Below are 19,422 nucleotides of genomic sequence, written 5' to 3'. Positions count from 1 at the left end.
ATACTATGAGTCTGAATTTTCTGGATTTTGAACAGCCGATTGCAGAGCTTGAAGCGAAAATTGACTCGCTGACCGCAGTCAGCCGTCAAGACGAAAAATTGGATATTAATATCGACGAAGAGGTCCAGCGCCTGCGCGAGAAGAGCGTGGAACTGACCCGCAAGATATTTTCCGATCTGGGCGCATGGCAGATTGCCCAGTTGGCGCGCCATCCGCGCCGTCCTTATACCCTGGACTATATTCAGCGTATTTTTACTGATTTTGATGAGCTGGCCGGCGATCGCGCCTATGCCGACGACAAAGCGATCGTCGGTGGTATGGCGCGCCTGGACGGGCGTGCGGTGATGATCATCGGTCATCAGAAAGGGCGTGAAACCAAAGAGAAAATCCGCCGCAACTTCGGTATGCCGGCGCCGGAAGGTTACCGCAAGGCGCTGCGCCTGATGGAAATTGCGGAACGTTTCCATTTGCCGATCATCACCTTTATCGATACCCCTGGCGCATACCCTGGCGTGGGTGCGGAAGAACGTGGTCAGTCAGAGGCCATTGCGCGTAACCTGCGCGAAATGTCCGGGCTGAGCGTGCCGATTATCTGTACGGTGGTCGGGGAGGGCGGCTCCGGCGGCGCTCTGGCTATCGGCGTGGGCGACAAAGTCAACATGTTGCAGTACAGCACCTATTCGGTGATTTCACCGGAAGGTTGCGCCTCGATCCTGTGGAAGAGCGCCGATAAGGCGCCGCTGGCGGCGGAAGCGATGGGGATCACCGCGCCGCGCCTGAAAGAGCTGAAGCTGATCGATTCCGTTATTGCGGAACCGCTGGGGGGCGCGCATCGCGACATGGACGCAATGGCCGCGTCGCTTAAAACACAGCTGCTGGCCGATCTGGGCGAACTGGATCAGATGGAAACGGAAGAGTTACTCAACCGCCGCTATCAGCGCCTGATGAACTACGGTTATTGCTGATTAGCCGGTTTCGTTACCAGGCCCATTATCCGTGGATAATGGGCTTTTTTATTGGTTTGTGGAGAGACGGGAGGAACGCGTGAAGCTGAAGCAGGTTCACCATATTGCTATCATCGCCTCGGACTACGCGCGCAGTAAGGCGTTTTATTGTGACGTGCTGGGGTTTACGCTGTTGAGCGAAGCTTACCGGGAAGCCCGGGATTCCTGGAAAGGGGATTTGGCGCTGAACGGCAACTATACCATTGAGTTGTTCTCATTCCCCAATCCGCCCGCACGGGCCAGCGGCCCGGAAGCCTGCGGTTTGCGCCATCTGGCGTTTGCCGTGGAGGACATCGATGACGCCGTGGCGCATCTGGCCCGGCATGGCGTAGAGTGCGAGGACATTCGCATTGATCCCTATACCCAGCGCCGCTTCACCTTCTTCACCGATCCGGACGGTTTACCGCTGGAACTCTATCAGCAATAACGGCTTGCACAAACGGGCATACTGCGCAACCCCGGCCAGTATGCTACCATTGCCCGTCTTTTCATGTTCCACGCCGAGTGTTGCACACCATGCAAGAGCAGACTTTCCGCGTTGGCGAGTGGCTGGTTTTAGCTGCCGATAACAAAATTACCCGCGATGGACGCTTATTGGTGCTGGAACCGCGCCTGATTGACATGCTGAGTTACTTTGCTCATCACCCTGATACGGTCTTAAGCCGGGATGAGCTGATCGATAATGTCTGGAAGCGCAACATTGTCACCAATCATGTAGTGACGCAATGCATTTCCGAATTGCGTAAATACCTGAAAGATGGTCGCCCGGATGCTCCGGAGTACATCGTTACCGTGCCGAAACGCGGCTATAAGCTGGTGGAGCCGGTCGTCTGGAGCGAGGAAGGCGATGAGCTGCTGCTGCCTGAACCTCCCGTCGTGCGGGAGGTTGCCGTGAGCGAACCGGCGCCGGAAGTGGCGGCTCCCGTGGTTAAAACGCAAAACGCGGCTGCGCCGAAAGCGCGTACGGACGCGGTTAAAATGAAGCGTTCTACATTTTGGGTTTGGTTCGCATTTCTCACGTCGCTGGCGCTATGCGTGATTTTCGTCGGCGTGGCGGCATTCAGTAAACGGGTGCCGGTGGCGACGGCGCCGATGCTGCTGAATCCGCGGGACATCGATATCCGGATTCAGGGCGGTAACAGCTGCAGCAACTGGACGAATCAGCTTTCTTATGTGGTAGGCATCAGCGAGCAACTGACTCAGGGGCTGAATACCTACTCCACGTTCCTGGTACACGATCAAACCAACTATAACTATGGCGGGCCGAGCAGCTCGGGTAAGTCATTGTTTATTGAATTCGTGAATCAGCGGCACTATCGCGCCCAGCAGTGCTTTCTTTCCGTTCGCCTGATCGATAACGCCGATGCGTCCGTGATGCTGGAGAAACGTTACTTCATTACGGCGGATAACCTGCTGACCGTACAACAGGATTTTGTCAACAGCGTTTTCCAGGTGCTGAAGATTACGCCGCCGCCGCAGTTGCTTGATCGCGTTCGTGCACTGGTGCCTCAGCACAGTCAGGCGCTGCAGCAATATTATCAGGCGCATCAGTTGCTGATTCAGGGAGATAGTGACTCACTGAATCAGGCAAACCGTCAATTGGCGGAAATCATTGCGCAGTCGCCGGACTTCGTTTATGCCAAGGCGGAAAAAGTGCTGGTGGATATTCTGCTTAACTCTTATCAGCCGCTTGATGCGCAACAGCTTGCCGGCTTGCGGCGGGATATCAGCGACGTTGAGGCGCTTCCGGTGCTGAAAGACAGCCCGATTCTGGCGCAGATCTATACCGTGGACTATCTGGGGCAGGGCAAGACCGATGAGGCGTATGCCGCTATCAATAAGAGCATTGAACTGGAAATGTCCTGGCTGAATTATGTTTTGTTGGGCAAGGTGTACGAACTGAAAGGGCAAAACAATCTGGCGGCGGATGCTTATATTACGGCGTTCAATTTACGTCCGGGTGACAATACGCTTTACTGGATAAAGAATGGGGTCTTTCAAACCAATATTGAGCGTGTAGCCCCTTATCTGGTTAATTACAGTAACAATAATAAATAGTCGGTCGTTATATATTCTAACCCGTGATGGATAATCTCCGTTGCGGGTTTTTTTATATCCTTATTTTCCGTGCTCTGTTTTCTCCAGCGTTTTAAAACGATGAAATTAGTGTTTTTTAATGGCGCAATTTATGTGAATTTAATGTTATATCAAGCCCTGAGAAACAACGGTTTTTAGTGCGTCATGGAAATATCAACACATTGATTTATAGTGATTAAATTGGGTTTCTTGACATTTAAAATGCGGATTGACAAAAAATATCAAGATGTCATTTCTTAGGACACGCTGATAATTTAACTTTACCTTTAGGACTTCTCTCACCCATCTCCCTAATATGCGCTCCATCGGGTCGGTCATGCGATGACGAATAATCAGAATTGTGTGATGCGGCTTCACTGAAAATAAATCAGGAGCAACTGACCATGTCATCAAGCAAGAAGATCGGGCTTATAGCCTGTACCGGCGTTGTTGCCGGTAATATGATGGGGAGCGGCATTGCGTTATTGCCTGCTAACCTCGCGAGTCTTGGTTCCATAGCCATTTGGGGATGGGTCATTTCCTTAATCGGCGCGATGTCGCTGGCTTATGTTTACGCCCGACTGGCAACGAAGAACCCGCAGGAAGGCGGACCGATCGCCTATGCCGGTGAAATTGGTCCCGCTTTTGGTTTTCAGACCGGCGTGCTTTATTACCACGCTAACTGGATCGGTAACCTTGCTATCGGTATTACCGCCGTTTCTTATCTTTCCACCTTCTTCCCGGTATTGAATAACCCGATTCCGGCCGGTATCGCCTGTATCGCCATCGTGTGGATCTTCACCTTCGTGAACATGCTGGGCGGCACCTGGGTAAGCCGGTTGACCACTATCGGCCTGGTGCTGGTGTTGATTCCGGTTATCGGTACGGCCATCGCCGGCTGGGGCTGGTTCGATATGGCGACCTATCAGGCTAACTGGAACACGTCCGGTGGTACTGACAGCCATGCCGTGATTAAAAGTATTCTGCTGTGCCTGTGGGCTTTCGTCGGCGTTGAGTCTGCCGCCGTCAGTACCGGTATGGTAAACAACCCGCAGCGTACCGTTCCGCTGGCCACCATGATGGGCACGGCGCTGGCCGGTATCGTTTATATCGCCGCGACTCAGGTTATCGCCGGTATGTATCCTGCGAGCCAGATGGCCGCTTCCGGTGCGCCGTTTGCCATGAGTGCGTCAACCATGGTCGGCAGCTGGGCCGCTCCGCTGGTTTCCGCCTTCACCGCGTTTGCCTGCCTGACGTCATTGGGTTCCTGGATGATGTTGGTTGGTCAGGCCGGCGTGCGTGCAGCCAAAGACGGTAACTTCCCGGCGGTATATGGCGAAATGGACAGCAACGGTATCCCGAAAAAAGGCCTGCTGCTTGCCGCAGTGAAAATGACCGCGCTGATGGTGCTGATTACCATCATGAACGCCAGCGGCGGTAAAGCCTCTGACCTGTTCGGCGAACTGACCGGTATCGCGGTGCTGCTGACCATGCTGCCTTACTTCTACTCCTGCGTTGACCTGATTCGTTTCGAAGGCGCCAACGTACGCAACATCCTGAGCCTGTGTGCTTCCGTGCTGGGTTGCTGCTTCTGCTTCGTTGCGCTGATGGGCGCCGGTTCTTTCGAGTTGTCCGGTACCTTCATCGTCAGCCTGATAATCCTGATGTTCTATGCCCGTAAGATGAATACGCGTAAAGCACAGAACACCGCCGACAGTAATGCCGCCGCCTGATAAACCGGCCCCGACATCCTAATTTATCCAGCCTCTCCTTGTTCCCTGTTGAGATAACAGGGGGAGGCCCGCTTTTTGCCTGGAGAATTTGAGTATGAATATTATCGCCATCCTTAATCACATGGGTGTTTACTTCAAAGAAGAGCCCATCCGTGAACTGCACAAGGCATTGGAGGCACTGGACTTTCAGGTGGTTTATCCCAACGATCGCGAAGACCTGCTGAAACTGATCGACAATAATGCCCGTCTTTGCGGCGTGATTTTTGACTGGGATACCTACAACCTGACGCTGTGCGAAGAAATCAGCGCCATGAACGAGCATATGCCGCTGTATGCCTTCGCCAATACGCATTCCACGCTGGACGTCAGCCTGAACGATCTGCGCCTGAACGTTCAGTTCTTCGAATATGCGCTGGGCGGCGCACAGGATATCGCGCTGAAAATCCGTCAGAGCACCGACGCCTACATCGACGCTATTCTGCCTCCACTGACCAAAGCGCTGTTCAACTACGTGAAAGAAGGCAAATACACCTTCTGTACGCCGGGCCACATGGGCGGTACTGCATTCCAGAAAAGCCCGGTCGGCAGCCTGTTCTATGATTTCTACGGCGCGAACACCATGAAATCGGATATCTCTATTTCCGTATCCGAACTGGGTTCCCTGCTGGATCACTCCGGCCCGCACAAAGAAGCGGAAGAGTACATTGCCCGTACGTTTAATGCCGAACGCAGCTACATGGTGACTAACGGTACTTCAACCGCCAACAAAATTGTCGGCATGTATTCCGCACCGGCCGGCAGCACCATCATGATTGACCGTAACTGCCATAAATCATTGACCCATCTGATGATGATGAGCGACGTTACGCCGATCTACTTCCGTCCGACCCGTAATGCTTACGGTATTCTGGGCGGGATTCCGAAAAGTGAATTCCAGCATGACACCATCGCTGAACGCGTAGCGAAAACGCCGAACGCCACCTGGCCGGTGCATGCCGTTATCACTAACTCGACCTATGACGGCCTGCTGTATAACACCGACTACATCAAGAAAAACCTGGACGTGAAATCCATTCACTTCGATTCCGCCTGGGTGCCTTACACCAACTTCAGCCCGATCTACAAAGGTCTGTGCGGTATGAGCGGCGATCGTGTGGAAGGCAAAGTGATTTACGAAACCCAGTCCACGCATAAACTGCTGGCGGCGTTCTCTCAGGCTTCCATGATCCACGTGAAAGGCGACATCAACGAAGAAACCTTCAACGAAGCCTACATGATGCACACCTCCACTTCTCCGCATTACGGTATCGTGGCCTCCACCGAAACCGCTGCGGCGATGATGAAAGGGAACGCGGGTAAACGCCTGATCAATGGTTCTATTGAACGTGCGATTCGTTTCCGTAAAGAAATCAAACGTCTGAAAACTGAATCCGATGGCTGGTTCTTCGACGTATGGCAGCCGGAAAATATTGATGAAACCCGCTGCTGGCTGCTGGATGCCCGGGATAACTGGCATGGTTTTAAAGATATCGACAGCGACCACATGTACCTTGACCCGATTAAAGTCACTATCCTGACTCCGGGCATGGAAAAAGACGGTTCGATGGCGGCCAACGGTATTCCGGCTTCCATCGTGGCGAAATACCTGGACGAACACGGCATCATCGTGGAAAAAACCGGGCCGTATAACCTGCTGTTCCTGTTCAGCATCGGTATCGATAAAACCAAAGCGCTCAGCCTGCTGCGTGCGCTGACTGAGTTTAAACGCGCTTTCGATCTGAACCTGCGGGTGAAAAACATGCTGCCTTCGCTGTATCGCGAGGCGCCTGAATTCTATGAAAACATGCGTATTCAGGATCTGGCGAAAGGCATTCATGCCCTGATTCAGCATCACAACCTGCCGGACCTGATGTACCGTGCGTTTGAAGTGTTGCCGGAAATGGTGATGAATCCGCACAACGCGTTCCAGCTGGAACTGCGTGGTCAAACCGAGGAAGTTTACCTTGAGGACATGGTCGGCAAAGTTAACGCCAACATGATCCTGCCGTATCCTCCGGGTGTTCCGCTGGTTATGCCGGGTGAAATGCTGACGGAAGAAAGCCGTCCGGTACTCGACTTCCTGCAAATGTTGTGTGAAATCGGCGCTCACTATCCGGGCTTTGAAACCGACATTCACGGCGCCTACCGTCAGGCCGATGGCCGCTATACGGTGAAAGTGCTGAAAGCACAGGCGTAATACGCGTTAAACGGGGCGCCCCGCATCGGGGCGCCTTTTTTATTGGCGCAGGTCCCCTGCTCTGAATGGGAGACACCATGAAAACACCCTCACAACCGCGCGCTATCTACTATGTCGTTGCATTGCAAATCTGGGAGTATTTCAGTTTTTACGGCATGCGCGCGTTGCTCATACTCTATCTCACCCATCAACTTCGTTACGACGACACTCACGCCTTCGCGTTATACAGCGCCTATGCTTCCCTGGTTTATGTTACGCCTATCGTCGGCGGTATTCTGGCCGACCGTCTGCTCGGCAACCGGGCGGCGGTGATTTCAGGCGCGGCGCTGATGACCTTAGGGCACATTGTGCTCGGCATCAGCGCGGTGTCTCCTTCTTCGCTGTACCTGGCTCTCGCCATCATCGTGTGTGGCTACGGGCTGTTTAAATCCAATATCAGTTGTTTGCTCGGCGAACTTTACGCAGAGGACGATCCGCGTCGCGACGGAGGATTCTCCCTGTTGTATGCCGCAGGGAATGTGGGGTCGATCGTTGCGCCGATCGCCTGCGGCCTGGCCGCTGAGCGCTACGGCTGGCACGTCGGGTTCGCCCTTGCCGGTATTGGTATGTTTGCCGGGTTGCTCATCTTTTTATGCGGCCGGCGTCATTTCCGTCATACGCGGGGCGTTGACTGGCGTGTCATGTCAACGGCATCCGCTGGCCTGCCGAACTGGGGATGGTTGTCGATTGGCCTGATTATCGCGCCGTTTCTCGTTGCCGTTCTGTTCTGGCGTGATTGGTCAGGCTACGCGCTCGCCCTGGTCTGCGCGGCAGCGCTGGTGATTCTGGCGATGATTTTCCGCCGTGCCGGCGGCGTGCAGCGGCGGGAGTTGGGGCAGGTCGTCGTTCTGATGTTGCTGGGCACCTTGTTCTGGGCTTTCGCCCAGCAGGGCGGCAGTTCCATCAGCCTGTTTATCGATCGCGTGGTCGACAGAAATCTGTTCTCTGTGACGGTGCCGACGGCCTTGTTCCAGTCGGTGAATGGTTTTGCTGTTATGCTTAGTGGAGTGGTGCTGGCCTGGCTGGTGCGTGAGTCCTGGCGTGGCAATCGTGCGGTTCGCATATGGGGAAAATTCGCGCTCGGGATGCTGTTGATCGGCGCGGGATTCGCCATCCTGGCCGCCAACGCCCGCTGGGCCGCGGCGCATGGTCAGGCTTCCATGCTGGTGACGGTGCTCGGGCTGGCGGTGATGGGGTTTGCCGAGCTGTTCATCGACCCGGTGGCTATGGCGCAGATTACCCGGCTACACATTCCCGGCGCGACGGGCGTGCTCACCGGCATCTATATGCTGGCGACCGGCTCCGTGGCGAATTATCTGGCGGGGATCATTGCAAACCAGACGGCGCAGGCGCATTTCGAACAGGGCAGCGAGGCGCTGGCCCATTCGCTGTCATCCTATGCCGGCGTATTTGGCGAAATCGCCTGGGGGGCGTTGGGATGCGCGGGGCTGGTTGTGATGCTCTGGCTGTGGCACGCAGCGCGGGCAAGAAAAAGTGCGTTGGTGTCCGGGTAATGATTGCCCTGACGTAATAGGCTGATTAACATGCTGATATCGTTGCACCTGAGCGAAAAACATAACCGTTTCCTAATATGAATATCTCCGAATTACCGATGCGTATCGCCGGGCAGCTACAGGGGCGGTCGCGCTTGCTGGTTGCCTTTAGCGGCGGGCTGGATTCCACGGTGCTGCTGCATGCATTGGTACAACTGCGCGCGCGGCAGTTTCCGCATCTGCACATCCGCGCCGTGCACGTTCACCATGGCCTGAGCCAGTTTGCCGATCAATGGGTGGCGCACAGCGAAAATATTTGCCGCCTCTGGCAGGTGCCGCTGGAGGTTTTGCGCGTGCGCGTCGAACCGGGCCATATGGGGGTGGAAGCGGCGGCGCGTCAGGCCCGCTATCACGGTATCGCTGGGATCATTCAGCCGGATGAAGTTTTGCTCACGGCACAACACCAGGACGATCAGTGTGAAACGTTTCTGCTGGCGCTTAAGCGCGGCAGCGGTCCTACCGGGCTGTCGGGGATGGCGGCGCACATGCCGTTTTCCGGCAGTGAACAGGTGCGGCCTCTGCTGGACATCTCCCGTCGTCAGTTGGAAGCGTATGCCGAAGCGCAGCAACTGAGCTGGGTTGAGGATGACAGTAATCAGGACGATCGCTTCGATCGCAATTATCTGCGTTTGCGGGTGATTCCCCGGCTGTGCGAGCGCTGGCCGCACTTCTCCGAAGCCGTGGCACGCAGCGCCAGCCTGTGCGCCGAGCAGGAACAACTGCTGGATGAGCTGCTGCTGGAGTCATTGCAGTCGCTGATGAATGAGGATGATTCGCTGGATATCTGCGGGATGCTGCCGATGTCGGAAGCACGGCGTTATGCGTTGCTGCGCCGCTGGATCGCCTGCTTTGATGCGATGATGCCGACCCGTGAACAGTTGCAGCGCCTGTGGCATGAAGTGGCGCTGGCGCGGGAAGATGCGGAACCGTTGCTTAACCTGGGGAACGTGCAGGTCCGCCGTTTTCGCCAGCGGCTGTTTCTGCTGCCGCCGTTGCGTTCACTCAAAGACGAAGTGCTGGTTTGGGATCCCCGTAAACCGTTGCGCCTGCCGGATAATCTGGGCGAACTGCAATTGGGCAACCGTGGCGTGAGTATCTGCGCGCCGCGCGCCGGAGAAACCGTCACGATCCGCTTCGTCGCGCACGGGACGCTGCGTATCGTCGGGCGCCGTCATTCCCGTCAGATTAAAAAAATCTGGCAGGAGCAGGACGTCCCTCCCTGGGAGCGCGAACGAACGCCGATGATTTATTTTGGTGAACGACTCATTGCGGCCTTGGGGGTTTTTGTTACGCTTGATGGGCAGGCCATTGCCAATCATCCGGTTTGGAACGTTCACTGGACGAAAGGCTGGATGTAAAAAACAGCGGAATTAAACAGCAGAACAATGTGAGCTTGGGAGCGACGAATAATTATGAGATACCCTTTGATTGCGGCGATGGCGTTGGGCATGACCGTTTTGCCTGCGCTGGCCGACGGCGATGCGGCGGCCGGAAAGGCGAAGTCGGCGACCTGCGTGGCATGCCACGGTGCGGAAGGGAAGGTGTCCGTACCGATGTACCCGAATCTTGCCGGGCAGAATGTGCAATACCTGAATGAAGCGTTGCGGGCGTATAAGAAAGGGACGCGTTCGGGCGGTCAGGCAGAGATCATGAAGATTTACATGGCCCCGATGTCTGAGCAGGATATCAACGATCTGGCTGCCTATTACGCCAGCCTGAAACCCTGAAAAAGAAACGGGGCGGTACACTGTGTGCATCGCCCCGCGGGTATTGATTCAGGATTAGCTCAGGAGTGGCTGATCTCTATCGTACCGATCTTCGGATGGCTGAAACTGACGATGTGGTCCAGCCGTAGCTCCCGCGTTTCGCCGTCCTTCTCCACAAGTAAATATTCTACCTGCTTGCGGGAGAACAGGTCGCTGGCCTTTGCCTCCAGCGTTTCACCTTCACGCAGTACCAACGTCAGCACCCAGTGATGTTGGCAGGCGAGCTCCAAATTGTCGTAATCGTCGCAGTTAATGGGTTGATACTCATCAGTCATCGACATAATCACTCACCAATAAGTTAGCGGCGGCGTAGGCCGCCTGTTCCCTCACATCTGACGGCAGCGCATCGTTGGCTGCAATCGCATCCAGTGCCTTCAGTACACAATCCAGTGCGTCGGGGATATACCCCAGTTCTCCGCTGCCAATCTCAGCATACTTCCGGCGAACTAATTCAGAATAGTGTTGCAAAATCATCCCCCTATAGAATCTATCCCCGCCGGTTTTCATCCACGGAAGGATGTTGCGGGGGTAAATTCATATGCCTGACGACTATAGCACAGGCAATTTAAATACAGCAGGGGGATTTCTTTCGTTTCAATAATCATAAAACAAGTCTAACCGGCCGATGTCCGTGCTGGTTGCGCGGTAGGTGATCCGTTACACTGTCGGGGATTAAACTGTGAGGGATGTATGGCGTTAAAAGCAACGATTTATAAAGCCGCGGTAAATATTGCGGATATGGACCGTCATTTTTATCACGATGCGAATCTGACGCTGGCGCAACATCCTTCGGAGACCGAGCAGCGCATGATGTTGCGCCTGTTGGCCTGGATTTGCCATGCGGACGAACGTTTGGCCTTTACCCGCGGGCTTTGCGCCGATGATGAGCCGGAGCTGTGGCTGCATAACGATCATAACGGCGTTGAGCTGTGGATTGAGCTGGGGCTGCCGGATGAAAAACGGCTGAAGAAGGCCAGCAGCCAGGCCCGTGAGGTAGTGTTGTATGCCTACGGCGAACGCGCGGCGCGTGTTTGGTGGCAGCAACAGCAGGATAAGGCAGCGTCATTGCGCAATCTGACGGTGCGTTTTTTGCCTGATGCCGCGCTCGGGCAGTTGGCGTCACTGGCGGCGCGTACCATGACGCTGCAGGCGACGTTACAGGAAGGTACGATTTGGCTGTCGGACGCCGCTCACAGCCTCGAATTGCAGTTCGAGCACTGGCAGACGCCGGAGCGCTGAGATGCTGGTCATCTCGTCCCGGGTCACGATTCCTGATGATGAAATAGAGATAACGGCTATCCGGGCGCAGGGCGCGGGCGGTCAGCACGTTAACAAAACGTCCACGGCGATTCATCTGCGTTTTGATATTCATCGCTCATTAAGCTTACCCGAGAGTTATAAGCAGCGACTATTGTTAATGAGTCATCATCTGATTACCGCCGAGGGTATGATTGTGATTAAATCACAGGAATACCGTAGTCAGGAGATGAACCGGGAAGCGGCGCTGGAACGTTTGGCCGCCTTGATTCGCGCAGCCGGCGTGACGGAAAAAGTGCGCCGGCCGACACGGCCGGGCGTTCGCGCCAGGCAGCGCCGTACGGATGAGAAAACCCGGCGTGGCAAAACCAAGACGTTGCGTGGAAAAGTAAAACCGGATTAGCACAGGCTCCGGATAACGGAGAGCCTGGCACACAAGCAGACCACAGTAGGAGAGAAACTGTGAAAAAATTGGCAATAACGCTGCTGTTGGCAGCCGGAACGATCTCTTTATTTGGTTGCCATGCGCGCTCCCAGTATACGGAGCAGCCTCTGACCCCGATGGCGCAGAGCTATCAGGGCGTATTACCGTGTGCGGATTGCAGCGGAATGGATACATCATTATTTCTGGAAAAAGACGGCACCTTTATTCTGAAACAGATTTATCGCGGCAGCCGGGATGGCGATCAGGCGATGGCGGAATACGGCGTGTGGCAGAGAACGGCGGATAAACTGGTGTTGACCAGTTCGGACGGCGATAAGCGTTACTTCCATCCGCGCGGCAATGACATGGAATTGCTGGATGCAACCGGCGCGCCGATTGAGTCCTCCTTCAACTATGTGCTGAAGGCGACGGATGCCGAGCTGCCGACCACGCCGATGGCGTTTAAAGGGATGTACATTTACGAGCCGGATGTAGGAAAACTGAGGTCAGGGAGTTTGCAGGACTGCGCGACCGGGAAGAAATTCTCCGTGGCTTACAGTGCGGCACTGGAAAAAGGCTATCAGCGCGCTGCCGGCGAGCCGGGGAAACCTGTCTATGTCGAGGTTCGTGCGCATTTCTCCGTATCACCTTCGGTCAGCGAATCCGTGGTGGTGAAAACGCTGGTAGCGGACAGTGCGCCGAAGTTTGATGCGAATAAGAACTGCCGTTAAGCGACATTGTTCTCTTATCTGATGCATAAAAAAACCCGTGAGAGTATCACGGGTTTTTGTTTTGCGCGGGAGCGGAATTAGCGCTTGATGGCCGCCAGCAGGAACTCTTCAATTTCCCCGCTCTTGATCATCTGCTTCTCGCCGGCGCGGCGGTTTTTGTATTCGATCTCATCGTTGTCCAGGTTGCGATCGCCGATCACCAGGGTATGCGGAATGCCGATCAGCTCCATGTCGGCAAACATCACGCCCGGGCGTTCTTTACGGTCGTCCAGCAGGACGTCGATACCTTTGGCGCGCAGCGAATCATAGAGCGCTTCGGCCAACTCCTTCACGCGGAAAGACTTGTGCATATTCATCGGCAGGATGGCGACCTGGAACGGCGCGATCACGTCAGGCCAGATGATGCCGCGTTCGTCATGGTTCTGCTCGATGGCGGCCGCGACCACACGGGAAACGCCGATGCCGTAGCATCCCATGGTCATCAGCTGATTACGGCCGTCTTCGCCCTGAACGGTAGCGTTCATGGCTTCGGTGTATTTGGTGCCGAGCTGGAAGATATGCCCGACCTCAATGCCGCGTTTGATCAGCAGGGTACCCTGACCGTCCGGACTCGGATCGCCTTCCACCACGTTGCGGATATCCGCAACCTGCGGCAGGGCGGCGTCGCGTTCCCAGTTGATGCCGAAGTAGTGCTTACCGTCGATGTTGGCGCCTGCGCCGAAATCGCTCATCACGGCGACAGAGCGGTCAATCACGACCGGAACCGGCAGGTTAATCGGGCCAAGTGAGCCGGGGCCGGCTTTAACGACGGCGCGGATTTCGGCTTCGCTGGCGAACGTCAGCGGGCTGGCGACCAGCGGCAGTTTTTCTGCCTTAACTTCATTCAGCTCGTGATCGCCGCGCACCAGCAGGGCAACCAGCGGGTGCCCGCTTTCTTCCGCCGCGTGTACCAGCAGGGTTTTAACTGTTTTTTCAACCGGCAGATTGAACTGCTCGACCAGATCCGCAATGGTTTTGGCGTTCGGGGTGTCGACGAGGCGCAACGTTTCCGTTGCAGCGCCACGGGAGATGGCCGGCGCTACGGCTTCCGCCAGCTCAATGTTGGCCGCATAGTCGGAGCCGGTAGAGAAGACGATGTCGTCCTCACCGCTTTTCGCCAGCACCTGGAACTCGTGGGACGCGCTGCCGCCGATGGAACCGGTGTCGGCCTGTACCGCGCGGAAATCAAGCCCCATACGGCTGAATGAGCGACTGTATGCCGCATACATTTTGTCGTAGGTTTCCTGCAATGATTCCTGCGAAGTATGGAACGAGTAGGCGTCTTTCATCAGGAATTCACGCGCGCGCATTACGCCGAAACGGGGGCGCACTTCATCGCGAAACTTGGTCTGGATCTGGAAGAAGTTCAGCGGCAACTGTTTGTATGAACTGATTTCGTTGCGCACGATGTCGGTGATGACTTCTTCATGCGTTGGCCCCAGGACGAACGGACGATCGCCGCGGTCGACAAAGCGCAGCAGCTCCGGGCCGTATTGCTCCCAGCGGCCGCTTTCCTGCCACAGGTCGGCGGGTTGCACGACCGGCATGGAAATTTCGATGGCACCGGCGTTGTTCATTTCTTCACGCACGATGTTTTCGACTTTCTTCAGAACGCGCAGGCCGGTCGGCATCCAGGAGTAAAGACCGGATGCCAGTTTACGGATCATCCCGGCGCGCAGCATCAGCTGGTGGCTGACAACCTCCGCGTCGGCAGGTGTCTCTTTCAACGTAGAGAGCAAATATTGACTTGTACGCATGTGTATTGTTCCGCTGAACGAAATAGCCAGGCCGCGAAAACGCGGCCGAAAATAGTAAAGTGGTTTAGTTTACCAGCGACGGAGGGTTGTCAAAAGGGAGTGTGACGAATTTCTAACTTTGGTTGAGATCGAGGACTTCCGTCACGCCTTCACTGATTTGCCAGCGCACGTTGAAATCCAGCAGATGAACGGCATAGATGCGATCGATGGTTTCTTCTTTACGGTAGGCCGGGCGCGGATCCTGCGCCAGGACCTGACGAATGAAGCGGGCCAGATGCGGGTAGCGGCGTTGGTTTTGCTCTATCTGAGATTGCGCCAGTGCGGAAAAGATAACGGGCATCGCCGCGTTGGGCGCTTGCTGGGCAAACCCGGCACGGGCTTCAGGATGGCTCTCCGCAAAGGGAAGATAGGGTTTAATGTCCAGCACGGGCGTGCCGTCCACCAGGTCAAGGCTGCCCAGCTCCAGGTGAACCTGGCCGGCGCGCACGTTGATCGCCTTCAGCTCAACCAATGACATGCCGATCGGGTTAGGGCGGAAGGTTGAACGCGTGGCGAAGACGCCCATGCGGGCGTTGCCTCCCAGGCGGGGAGGGCGCACCGTGGGTTTCCAGCCGGCCTGCATGGTTTGATGAAAGACGAAAATTACCCACAGATGGCTGAAGGCATCCAGGCCGCGTACGGCTTCCGCGTGGTTATAAGGGGGGAGGAGTTCCAGAGTTCCCCCGCCGTCGTCGATAAGTCCGGGCTGGCGGGGGATGGCAAACTTTTCTTTATAGGGTGACCGGATGATGCCGATCGTATCGAAAGTAAATTGGCTCATTGCTCAGAAACGTTTAACGCCGAGCCCTGACAGAGCGCCTGGCGATAACAGCCGTTACTGTCGCTGAGCACGACGCACTGATGCAGCAATACGGCATTCGCCTTCATTCCCGCCGCTTTGGTCAGCATGCGTTTGCGGGCGGTGGTCAGACTGGGGGCGTTGCCCTGGCTGGTGGTCTGACACACGCTGCCGGACACTTCGCCGAGGTCGCGGAACGGCTTGCCGACCAGTTCTTCCGCATTCTGATACAGTTTGACCGGAGAGGGGCGTGGTGCTGTATGTGCGGGCTTCTCCGGAGCGGCCGGCTCGATCATTTTTGCAGGTTCCTGCGTGGGGGCAGGTTTGGATTGCAGCAGAGAACAACCTGTCAGAGTCAGGGATCCAGCGAGCAAGCACAACGATAACGCGCGCATAAAAACTTCCCGAGTTTGTTATTTTGATATGGCGATATTGAATCAGGCAATGATGCAAATAACAAGACGGGCCTTAGCCCGTCTTGTGGATTAAGACGATTCAGTATAATACGAAGACAGAAATTACCAACCCTTCACTGCCCCGCCGTTGAAAATTTTGTTCGCCGCGTCATAGACTTCGTCAGATTGATAAGCCTGAACGAATTTTTTCACGTTCTCCGCGTCTTTATTATCTTCACGGGAAACGATCAGGTTAACGTACGGAGAATCTTTGTCTTCCACGAAAATACCGTCTTTTGCCGGGGTCAGGCCAATCTGGCTGGCGTAAGTGGTGTTGATAATCGCCAGGCTGATCTGCTGATCGTCCAGGGAACGCGGTAACTGCGGCGCTTCCAGTTCAACCAGCTTGAGGTGCTTCGGATTCTCGGTCACGTCCAATACGGTCGGCAGCAGGCCGATGCCGTCTTTCAGCTTAATCAGGCCCACTTTCTGCAGCAGCAGCAGGGAGCGGCCCAGGTTGGTCGGATCGTTGGGAATGGCGACCTGGGAGCCTTCTTTCAGCTCATCCAGCGATTTGATCTTTTTCGAATAGCCGGCGATCGGGTAAACGAAAGTGTTGCCGACCGGAACCAGCTTGTAGCCGCGATCCTTGATTTGCTGATCCAGATAAGGCTTATGCTGGAAGGCGTTGACGTCAATGTCACCTTTGCTCAGGGCTTCGTTGGGCAGCACGTAGTCGTTGAACGTAACCAGCTCAACGTTGAGGCCGTATTTCTCTTTTGCCACTTTCTGAGCAACTTCTGCTACCTGCTGCTCAGCGCCGACGATAACACCGACCTTGATATGGTTGGGGTCTTTTTCTTCCTGCCCACAGCCTGCCAGCGCCAGAGCTCCCAGAAGTGCGCCAACCGCTGCTACTGATTTGAACTTAAATGACATACCCTTTCCCTCATGTGACTCGTTGTGTATTACGCCGTTGTCAGCGCATGCTTTGTATAGAGAATGTAGCCTATTATTTGTGGCTGACCGCTTTTACGATGCGATCGCCGCTGAACTGAATCAGATAAACCAGAATAACCAGCAGCGCCAGCACGGTGTTCATCACGGTGGCGTTATAACCGATATAACCGTATTGATAGCCGATTTGTCCCAGACCGCCGGCGCCGACGGCGCCCCCCATTGCGGAATAACCGACCAGGGTAATCAGCGTGATGGTCGCGGCGTTGACCAGGCCCGGCAGGGCTTCCGGCAGCAGGATCTTGGTGACGATCTGCAGCGGCGTGGCGCCCATAGCACGCGATGCTTCGATCAGGCCGGTCGGGATCTCCAGCAGGGCGTTTTCCACCATACGGGCGATAAACGGCGCCGCACCGATGGTCAGGGGAACCAATGCCGCCTGCAGGCCGATGGACGTACCAACAACCATACGGGTAAACGGAATCATCCATACCAGCAGGATGATAAAGGGAATCGAACGGAAGATGTTCACCAGCGCTGACAACAGCTTATACAGCTTGGTACTCTCCATGATTTGCCCCGGACGGGTAACGTAGAGCAGTACGCCGACCGGAAGACCCAGAACAAAGCCGAAAAAGCCGGATACGAAGGTCATCGCGACGGTTTCCCAGATTCCCCGCGCCATCAGCCACATCATTGCTTCAGACATAACCCAGTACCTCAACGTTTACGTGGTGTTCTTTAAAAAATGTAATGGCAGCCCGCGTGCTGTCATCATCGCCGTGCACTTCTGCCAGCATGATGCCGAATTTAACGCCGCCGGCGTAATCCATTTGCGAACTCAGGATGCTGATATCTACGTTGAAGCGGCGTACCGCCTGCGAGATAAGCGGCGCGTTAACGGACTGGCCGGTAAACTCCAGGCGCAGCAGAGGCAGGCTGTCGGCGCTGGTGCGCTGGGGGGTGATGCGCGAAGCGTAATCTTCGGGAATGTCCAGATGCAGCGTGGAATGGATGAACTGTTGGGCCAGCGGCGTTTTGGGGTGAGAAAACACCTCGCCGACCGTGCCTTGCTCGATTAACTCCCCCTCACTGATCACGGCGACCTGATCGCAAATGCGTTTTACCACATCCATTTCATGGGTGATAAGCAGAATGGTCAATCCCAGGCGGCGATTGATATCCTTCAGCAATTCCAGAATCGAACGGGTGGTTGCGGGATCAAGCGCACTGGTTGCTTCATCGCACAGCAGCACCTTCGGGTTACTGGCTAACGCGCGGGCAATCGCGACGCGTTGTTTCTGGCCGCCGGACAGGTTGGCGGGATAAGCGTCGTGCTTGTCCGACAGGCCGACCAGCTCCAGCAGTTCACTGACCCGTTTCTTAACCTCGGCGCGCGGCGTGTTGTCCAGCTCCAAAGGCAGCGCTACGTTGCCGAACACGGTGCGGGATGACAGCAGGTTGAAGTGCTGGAAAATCATACCGATTTGACGGCGGGCCTTGGTCAGCGCGCTTTCGGAAAGGGTAGTCATATCCTGCCCGTCGACCAGAACCTGGCCGCTGGTGGGACGCTCAAGCAAATTGACACAGCGAATCAACGTACTTTTCCCCGCGCCGGAGGAGCCGATTACGCCGTAAATTTGGCCGGCCGGTACTTCCAGCGTTACATTGGATAACGCATTGATAGTGCGGGAGCCTTGTTGAAAAACTTTCGAGATATTAATTAGTTTGATCATTTATTTTTGTTTTGCTTTTGGCGTTGCCCGTGGTGGATAAAAACAAACCCTGGACGAACCAAGGCATTGATCGGATGTTAAGGCGTCTAGACGGCTAAGTCAACCGTGAACCCTATGGCTTTGTATTCTTCCTTATAACGAAATTCATGCGATACTGGCGCGATGCGATTCTTAGGAGTGAAATCAGGTGGCTCAGACAGTTCCCGCAATTTTTTTAGATCGTGACGGCACGATCAATATCGATCACGGATATATATACGAAATCGATCGGTTTCAGTTTATTGACGGCGTTATTGACGCAATGAAAGAACTGAAGCGTATGGGGTTTGCCCTGGTGCTGGTGACCAATCAGTCCGGCATTGCCCGCGGTAAGTTTACCGAAGAGCAGTTTACGCATTTGACCGAATGGATGGATTGGTCCCTGGCCGATCGCGGGGTTGATCTGGATGGTATCTATTATTGTCCGCATCATCCGGATTATGGTACGGAAGAGTATCACCAGCAATGTGATTGCCGTAAACCGCAGCCGGGGATGCTGCTTTCCGCTCAGCGGCATTTGAAAATTGATATGGCGGCGTCTTATATCGTTGGCGATAAGCTGGATGATTTGTTGGCCGGGGAAGCGGCCGGTGTCGGAACCCGTGTGTTGGTTCGTACGGGAAAACCGGTGACGGCGGAAGCGGAAAATAAAGCTGATTGGGTGCTGGATAGCTTAGCGGACCTGCCGGAAGCCATTAAAAAGCGCTAAAAACGGGCTGGGTGTATAAAAAAGACGCGATCAAACGGTTTTTTTAAATTAACACTTGTCAGCCATCAGGAAGTCCCTATAATGCGCCTCCACTGACCGGCAAACAGCACGGCTCAGCAGCGAGGCAGCCCAA

Annotated in this window: 20 protein-coding genes; 12 read left to right on the top strand and 8 right to left on the bottom strand. The window is 55.2% G+C overall.

Going from position 1 to position 19,422, the window contains the following annotated elements:
* The first annotated feature begins 5 nt into the window (after window positions 1-5).
* From accA to C8D90_RS11350, 8 genes are all read left to right on the top strand, one after another.
* Complete coding sequence (accA, locus tag C8D90_RS11385) at window positions 6-965, top strand: acetyl-CoA carboxylase carboxyl transferase subunit alpha (protein ID WP_115458579.1); 960 nt, start codon at window positions 6-8, stop codon at window positions 963-965.
* 79 nt (window positions 966-1,044) lie between these two features.
* On the top strand, window positions 1,045-1,431 hold the full coding sequence (locus C8D90_RS11380; protein ID WP_115458578.1) for a VOC family protein: 387 nt from the start codon (window positions 1,045-1,047) through the stop codon (window positions 1,429-1,431).
* A gap of 89 nt (window positions 1,432-1,520) precedes the next feature.
* Window positions 1,521-3,062 (top strand): lysine decarboxylation/transport transcriptional activator CadC, encoded by a 1,542-nt coding sequence (cadC, locus tag C8D90_RS11375; protein WP_115458577.1) that lies wholly within the window; start codon window positions 1,521-1,523, stop codon window positions 3,060-3,062.
* A 422-nt stretch (window positions 3,063-3,484) separates the two neighbouring features.
* Entirely contained in the window at window positions 3,485-4,813 is a 1,329-nt protein-coding gene (gene cadB, locus C8D90_RS11370) for a cadaverine/lysine antiporter (protein WP_115458576.1), read from the top strand.
* Between the two features lie 94 nt (window positions 4,814-4,907).
* A complete protein-coding gene (locus C8D90_RS11365; RefSeq protein ID WP_115458575.1) occupies window positions 4,908-7,049 on the top strand; it encodes a lysine decarboxylase CadA in 2,142 nt (713 codons plus the stop codon).
* Window positions 7,050-7,126: 77 nt separating this feature from the next.
* The gene (gene dtpD / locus C8D90_RS11360) at window positions 7,127-8,602 is read left to right on the top strand and encodes a dipeptide permease DtpD (RefSeq protein ID WP_115458574.1); all 1,476 of its coding nucleotides are present in this window, start codon (window positions 7,127-7,129) and stop codon (window positions 8,600-8,602) included.
* A 77-nt stretch (window positions 8,603-8,679) separates the two neighbouring features.
* Window positions 8,680-9,999: a tRNA lysidine(34) synthetase TilS gene (gene tilS / locus C8D90_RS11355; RefSeq protein WP_115458573.1), complete on the top strand. Its 1,320-nt coding sequence runs from the start codon at window positions 8,680-8,682 to the stop codon at window positions 9,997-9,999.
* Between the two features lie 54 nt (window positions 10,000-10,053).
* The gene (locus C8D90_RS11350) at window positions 10,054-10,368 is read left to right on the top strand and encodes a c-type cytochrome (protein ID WP_115458572.1); all 315 of its coding nucleotides are present in this window, start codon (window positions 10,054-10,056) and stop codon (window positions 10,366-10,368) included.
* 59 nt (window positions 10,369-10,427) lie between these two features.
* Here the strand turns inward: C8D90_RS11350 and rof are convergent, their stop codons facing one another.
* The gene (gene rof, locus C8D90_RS11345; protein ID WP_147291356.1) at window positions 10,428-10,688 is read right to left on the bottom strand and encodes a Rho-binding antiterminator; all 261 of its coding nucleotides are present in this window, start codon (window positions 10,686-10,688) and stop codon (window positions 10,428-10,430) included.
* A complete protein-coding gene (locus C8D90_RS11340; RefSeq protein WP_115458900.1) occupies window positions 10,675-10,875 on the bottom strand; it encodes a YaeP family protein in 201 nt (66 codons plus the stop codon). Before C8D90_RS11340 ends, rof begins: the two co-directional genes overlap by 14 nt.
* A gap of 222 nt (window positions 10,876-11,097) precedes the next feature.
* On the opposite strand from C8D90_RS11340, the gene C8D90_RS11335 reads away from it, so the two are divergent.
* From C8D90_RS11335 to nlpE, 3 genes are read left to right on the top strand one after another with little or no spacing between them, the layout of a single operon-like run.
* On the top strand, window positions 11,098-11,646 hold the full coding sequence (locus C8D90_RS11335) for a YaeQ family protein (RefSeq protein ID WP_115458571.1): 549 nt from the start codon (window positions 11,098-11,100) through the stop codon (window positions 11,644-11,646).
* A gap of 1 nt (window position 11,647) precedes the next feature.
* Window positions 11,648-12,067, top strand: a complete 420-nt coding sequence (gene arfB / locus C8D90_RS11330) for an alternative ribosome rescue aminoacyl-tRNA hydrolase ArfB (protein ID WP_115458570.1) — start codon at window positions 11,648-11,650, stop codon at window positions 12,065-12,067.
* 59 nt (window positions 12,068-12,126) lie between these two features.
* Window positions 12,127-12,819: an envelope stress response activation lipoprotein NlpE gene (gene nlpE / locus C8D90_RS11325; protein ID WP_115458569.1), complete on the top strand. Its 693-nt coding sequence runs from the start codon at window positions 12,127-12,129 to the stop codon at window positions 12,817-12,819.
* A 77-nt stretch (window positions 12,820-12,896) separates the two neighbouring features.
* Here nlpE and proS read toward each other — a convergent pair whose 3' ends face one another.
* From proS to metN, 6 genes are all read right to left on the bottom strand, one after another.
* Window positions 12,897-14,615, bottom strand: coding sequence for a proline--tRNA ligase (gene proS, locus C8D90_RS11320; protein ID WP_115458568.1), 1,719 nt, complete (start codon window positions 14,613-14,615; stop codon window positions 12,897-12,899).
* A 112-nt stretch (window positions 14,616-14,727) separates the two neighbouring features.
* On the bottom strand, window positions 14,728-15,435 hold the full coding sequence (tsaA, locus tag C8D90_RS11315) for a tRNA (N6-threonylcarbamoyladenosine(37)-N6)-methyltransferase TrmO (RefSeq protein WP_115458567.1): 708 nt from the start codon (window positions 15,433-15,435) through the stop codon (window positions 14,728-14,730).
* The gene (rcsF, locus tag C8D90_RS11310; protein ID WP_115458566.1) at window positions 15,432-15,848 is read right to left on the bottom strand and encodes an Rcs stress response system protein RcsF; all 417 of its coding nucleotides are present in this window, start codon (window positions 15,846-15,848) and stop codon (window positions 15,432-15,434) included. Before rcsF ends, tsaA begins: the two co-directional genes overlap by 4 nt.
* 123 nt (window positions 15,849-15,971) lie before the next feature.
* Window positions 15,972-16,787 carry a MetQ/NlpA family lipoprotein gene (locus C8D90_RS11305; protein ID WP_115458565.1) on the bottom strand — a complete coding sequence of 272 codons (816 nt, stop codon included), beginning with the start codon at window positions 16,785-16,787 and terminating at the stop codon, window positions 15,972-15,974.
* A gap of 73 nt (window positions 16,788-16,860) precedes the next feature.
* A complete protein-coding gene (locus C8D90_RS11300) occupies window positions 16,861-17,514 on the bottom strand; it encodes a methionine ABC transporter permease MetI (RefSeq protein ID WP_115458564.1) in 654 nt (217 codons plus the stop codon).
* Entirely contained in the window at window positions 17,507-18,541 is a 1,035-nt protein-coding gene (gene metN, locus C8D90_RS11295) for a methionine ABC transporter ATP-binding protein MetN (protein ID WP_115458563.1), read from the bottom strand. The genes C8D90_RS11300 and metN overlap by 8 nt, the downstream gene beginning before the upstream one ends.
* 187 nt (window positions 18,542-18,728) lie before the next feature.
* Here metN and gmhB point away from each other — a divergent pair, with 187 nt between their 5' ends.
* Window positions 18,729-19,289: a D-glycero-beta-D-manno-heptose 1,7-bisphosphate 7-phosphatase gene (gene gmhB, locus C8D90_RS11290; RefSeq protein WP_115458562.1), complete on the top strand. Its 561-nt coding sequence runs from the start codon at window positions 18,729-18,731 to the stop codon at window positions 19,287-19,289.
* The last annotated feature ends 133 nt before the right edge of the window (window positions 19,290-19,422 follow it).

Source organism: Enterobacillus tribolii, from assembly GCF_003363015.1.
In the GTDB taxonomy this organism is placed as follows: Bacteria; Pseudomonadota; Gammaproteobacteria; order Enterobacterales; family Enterobacteriaceae; genus Enterobacillus; species Enterobacillus tribolii.
Note: the sequence above shows the minus strand (reverse complement) of the source record. Positions and strands in the feature narration are given on the sequence as shown.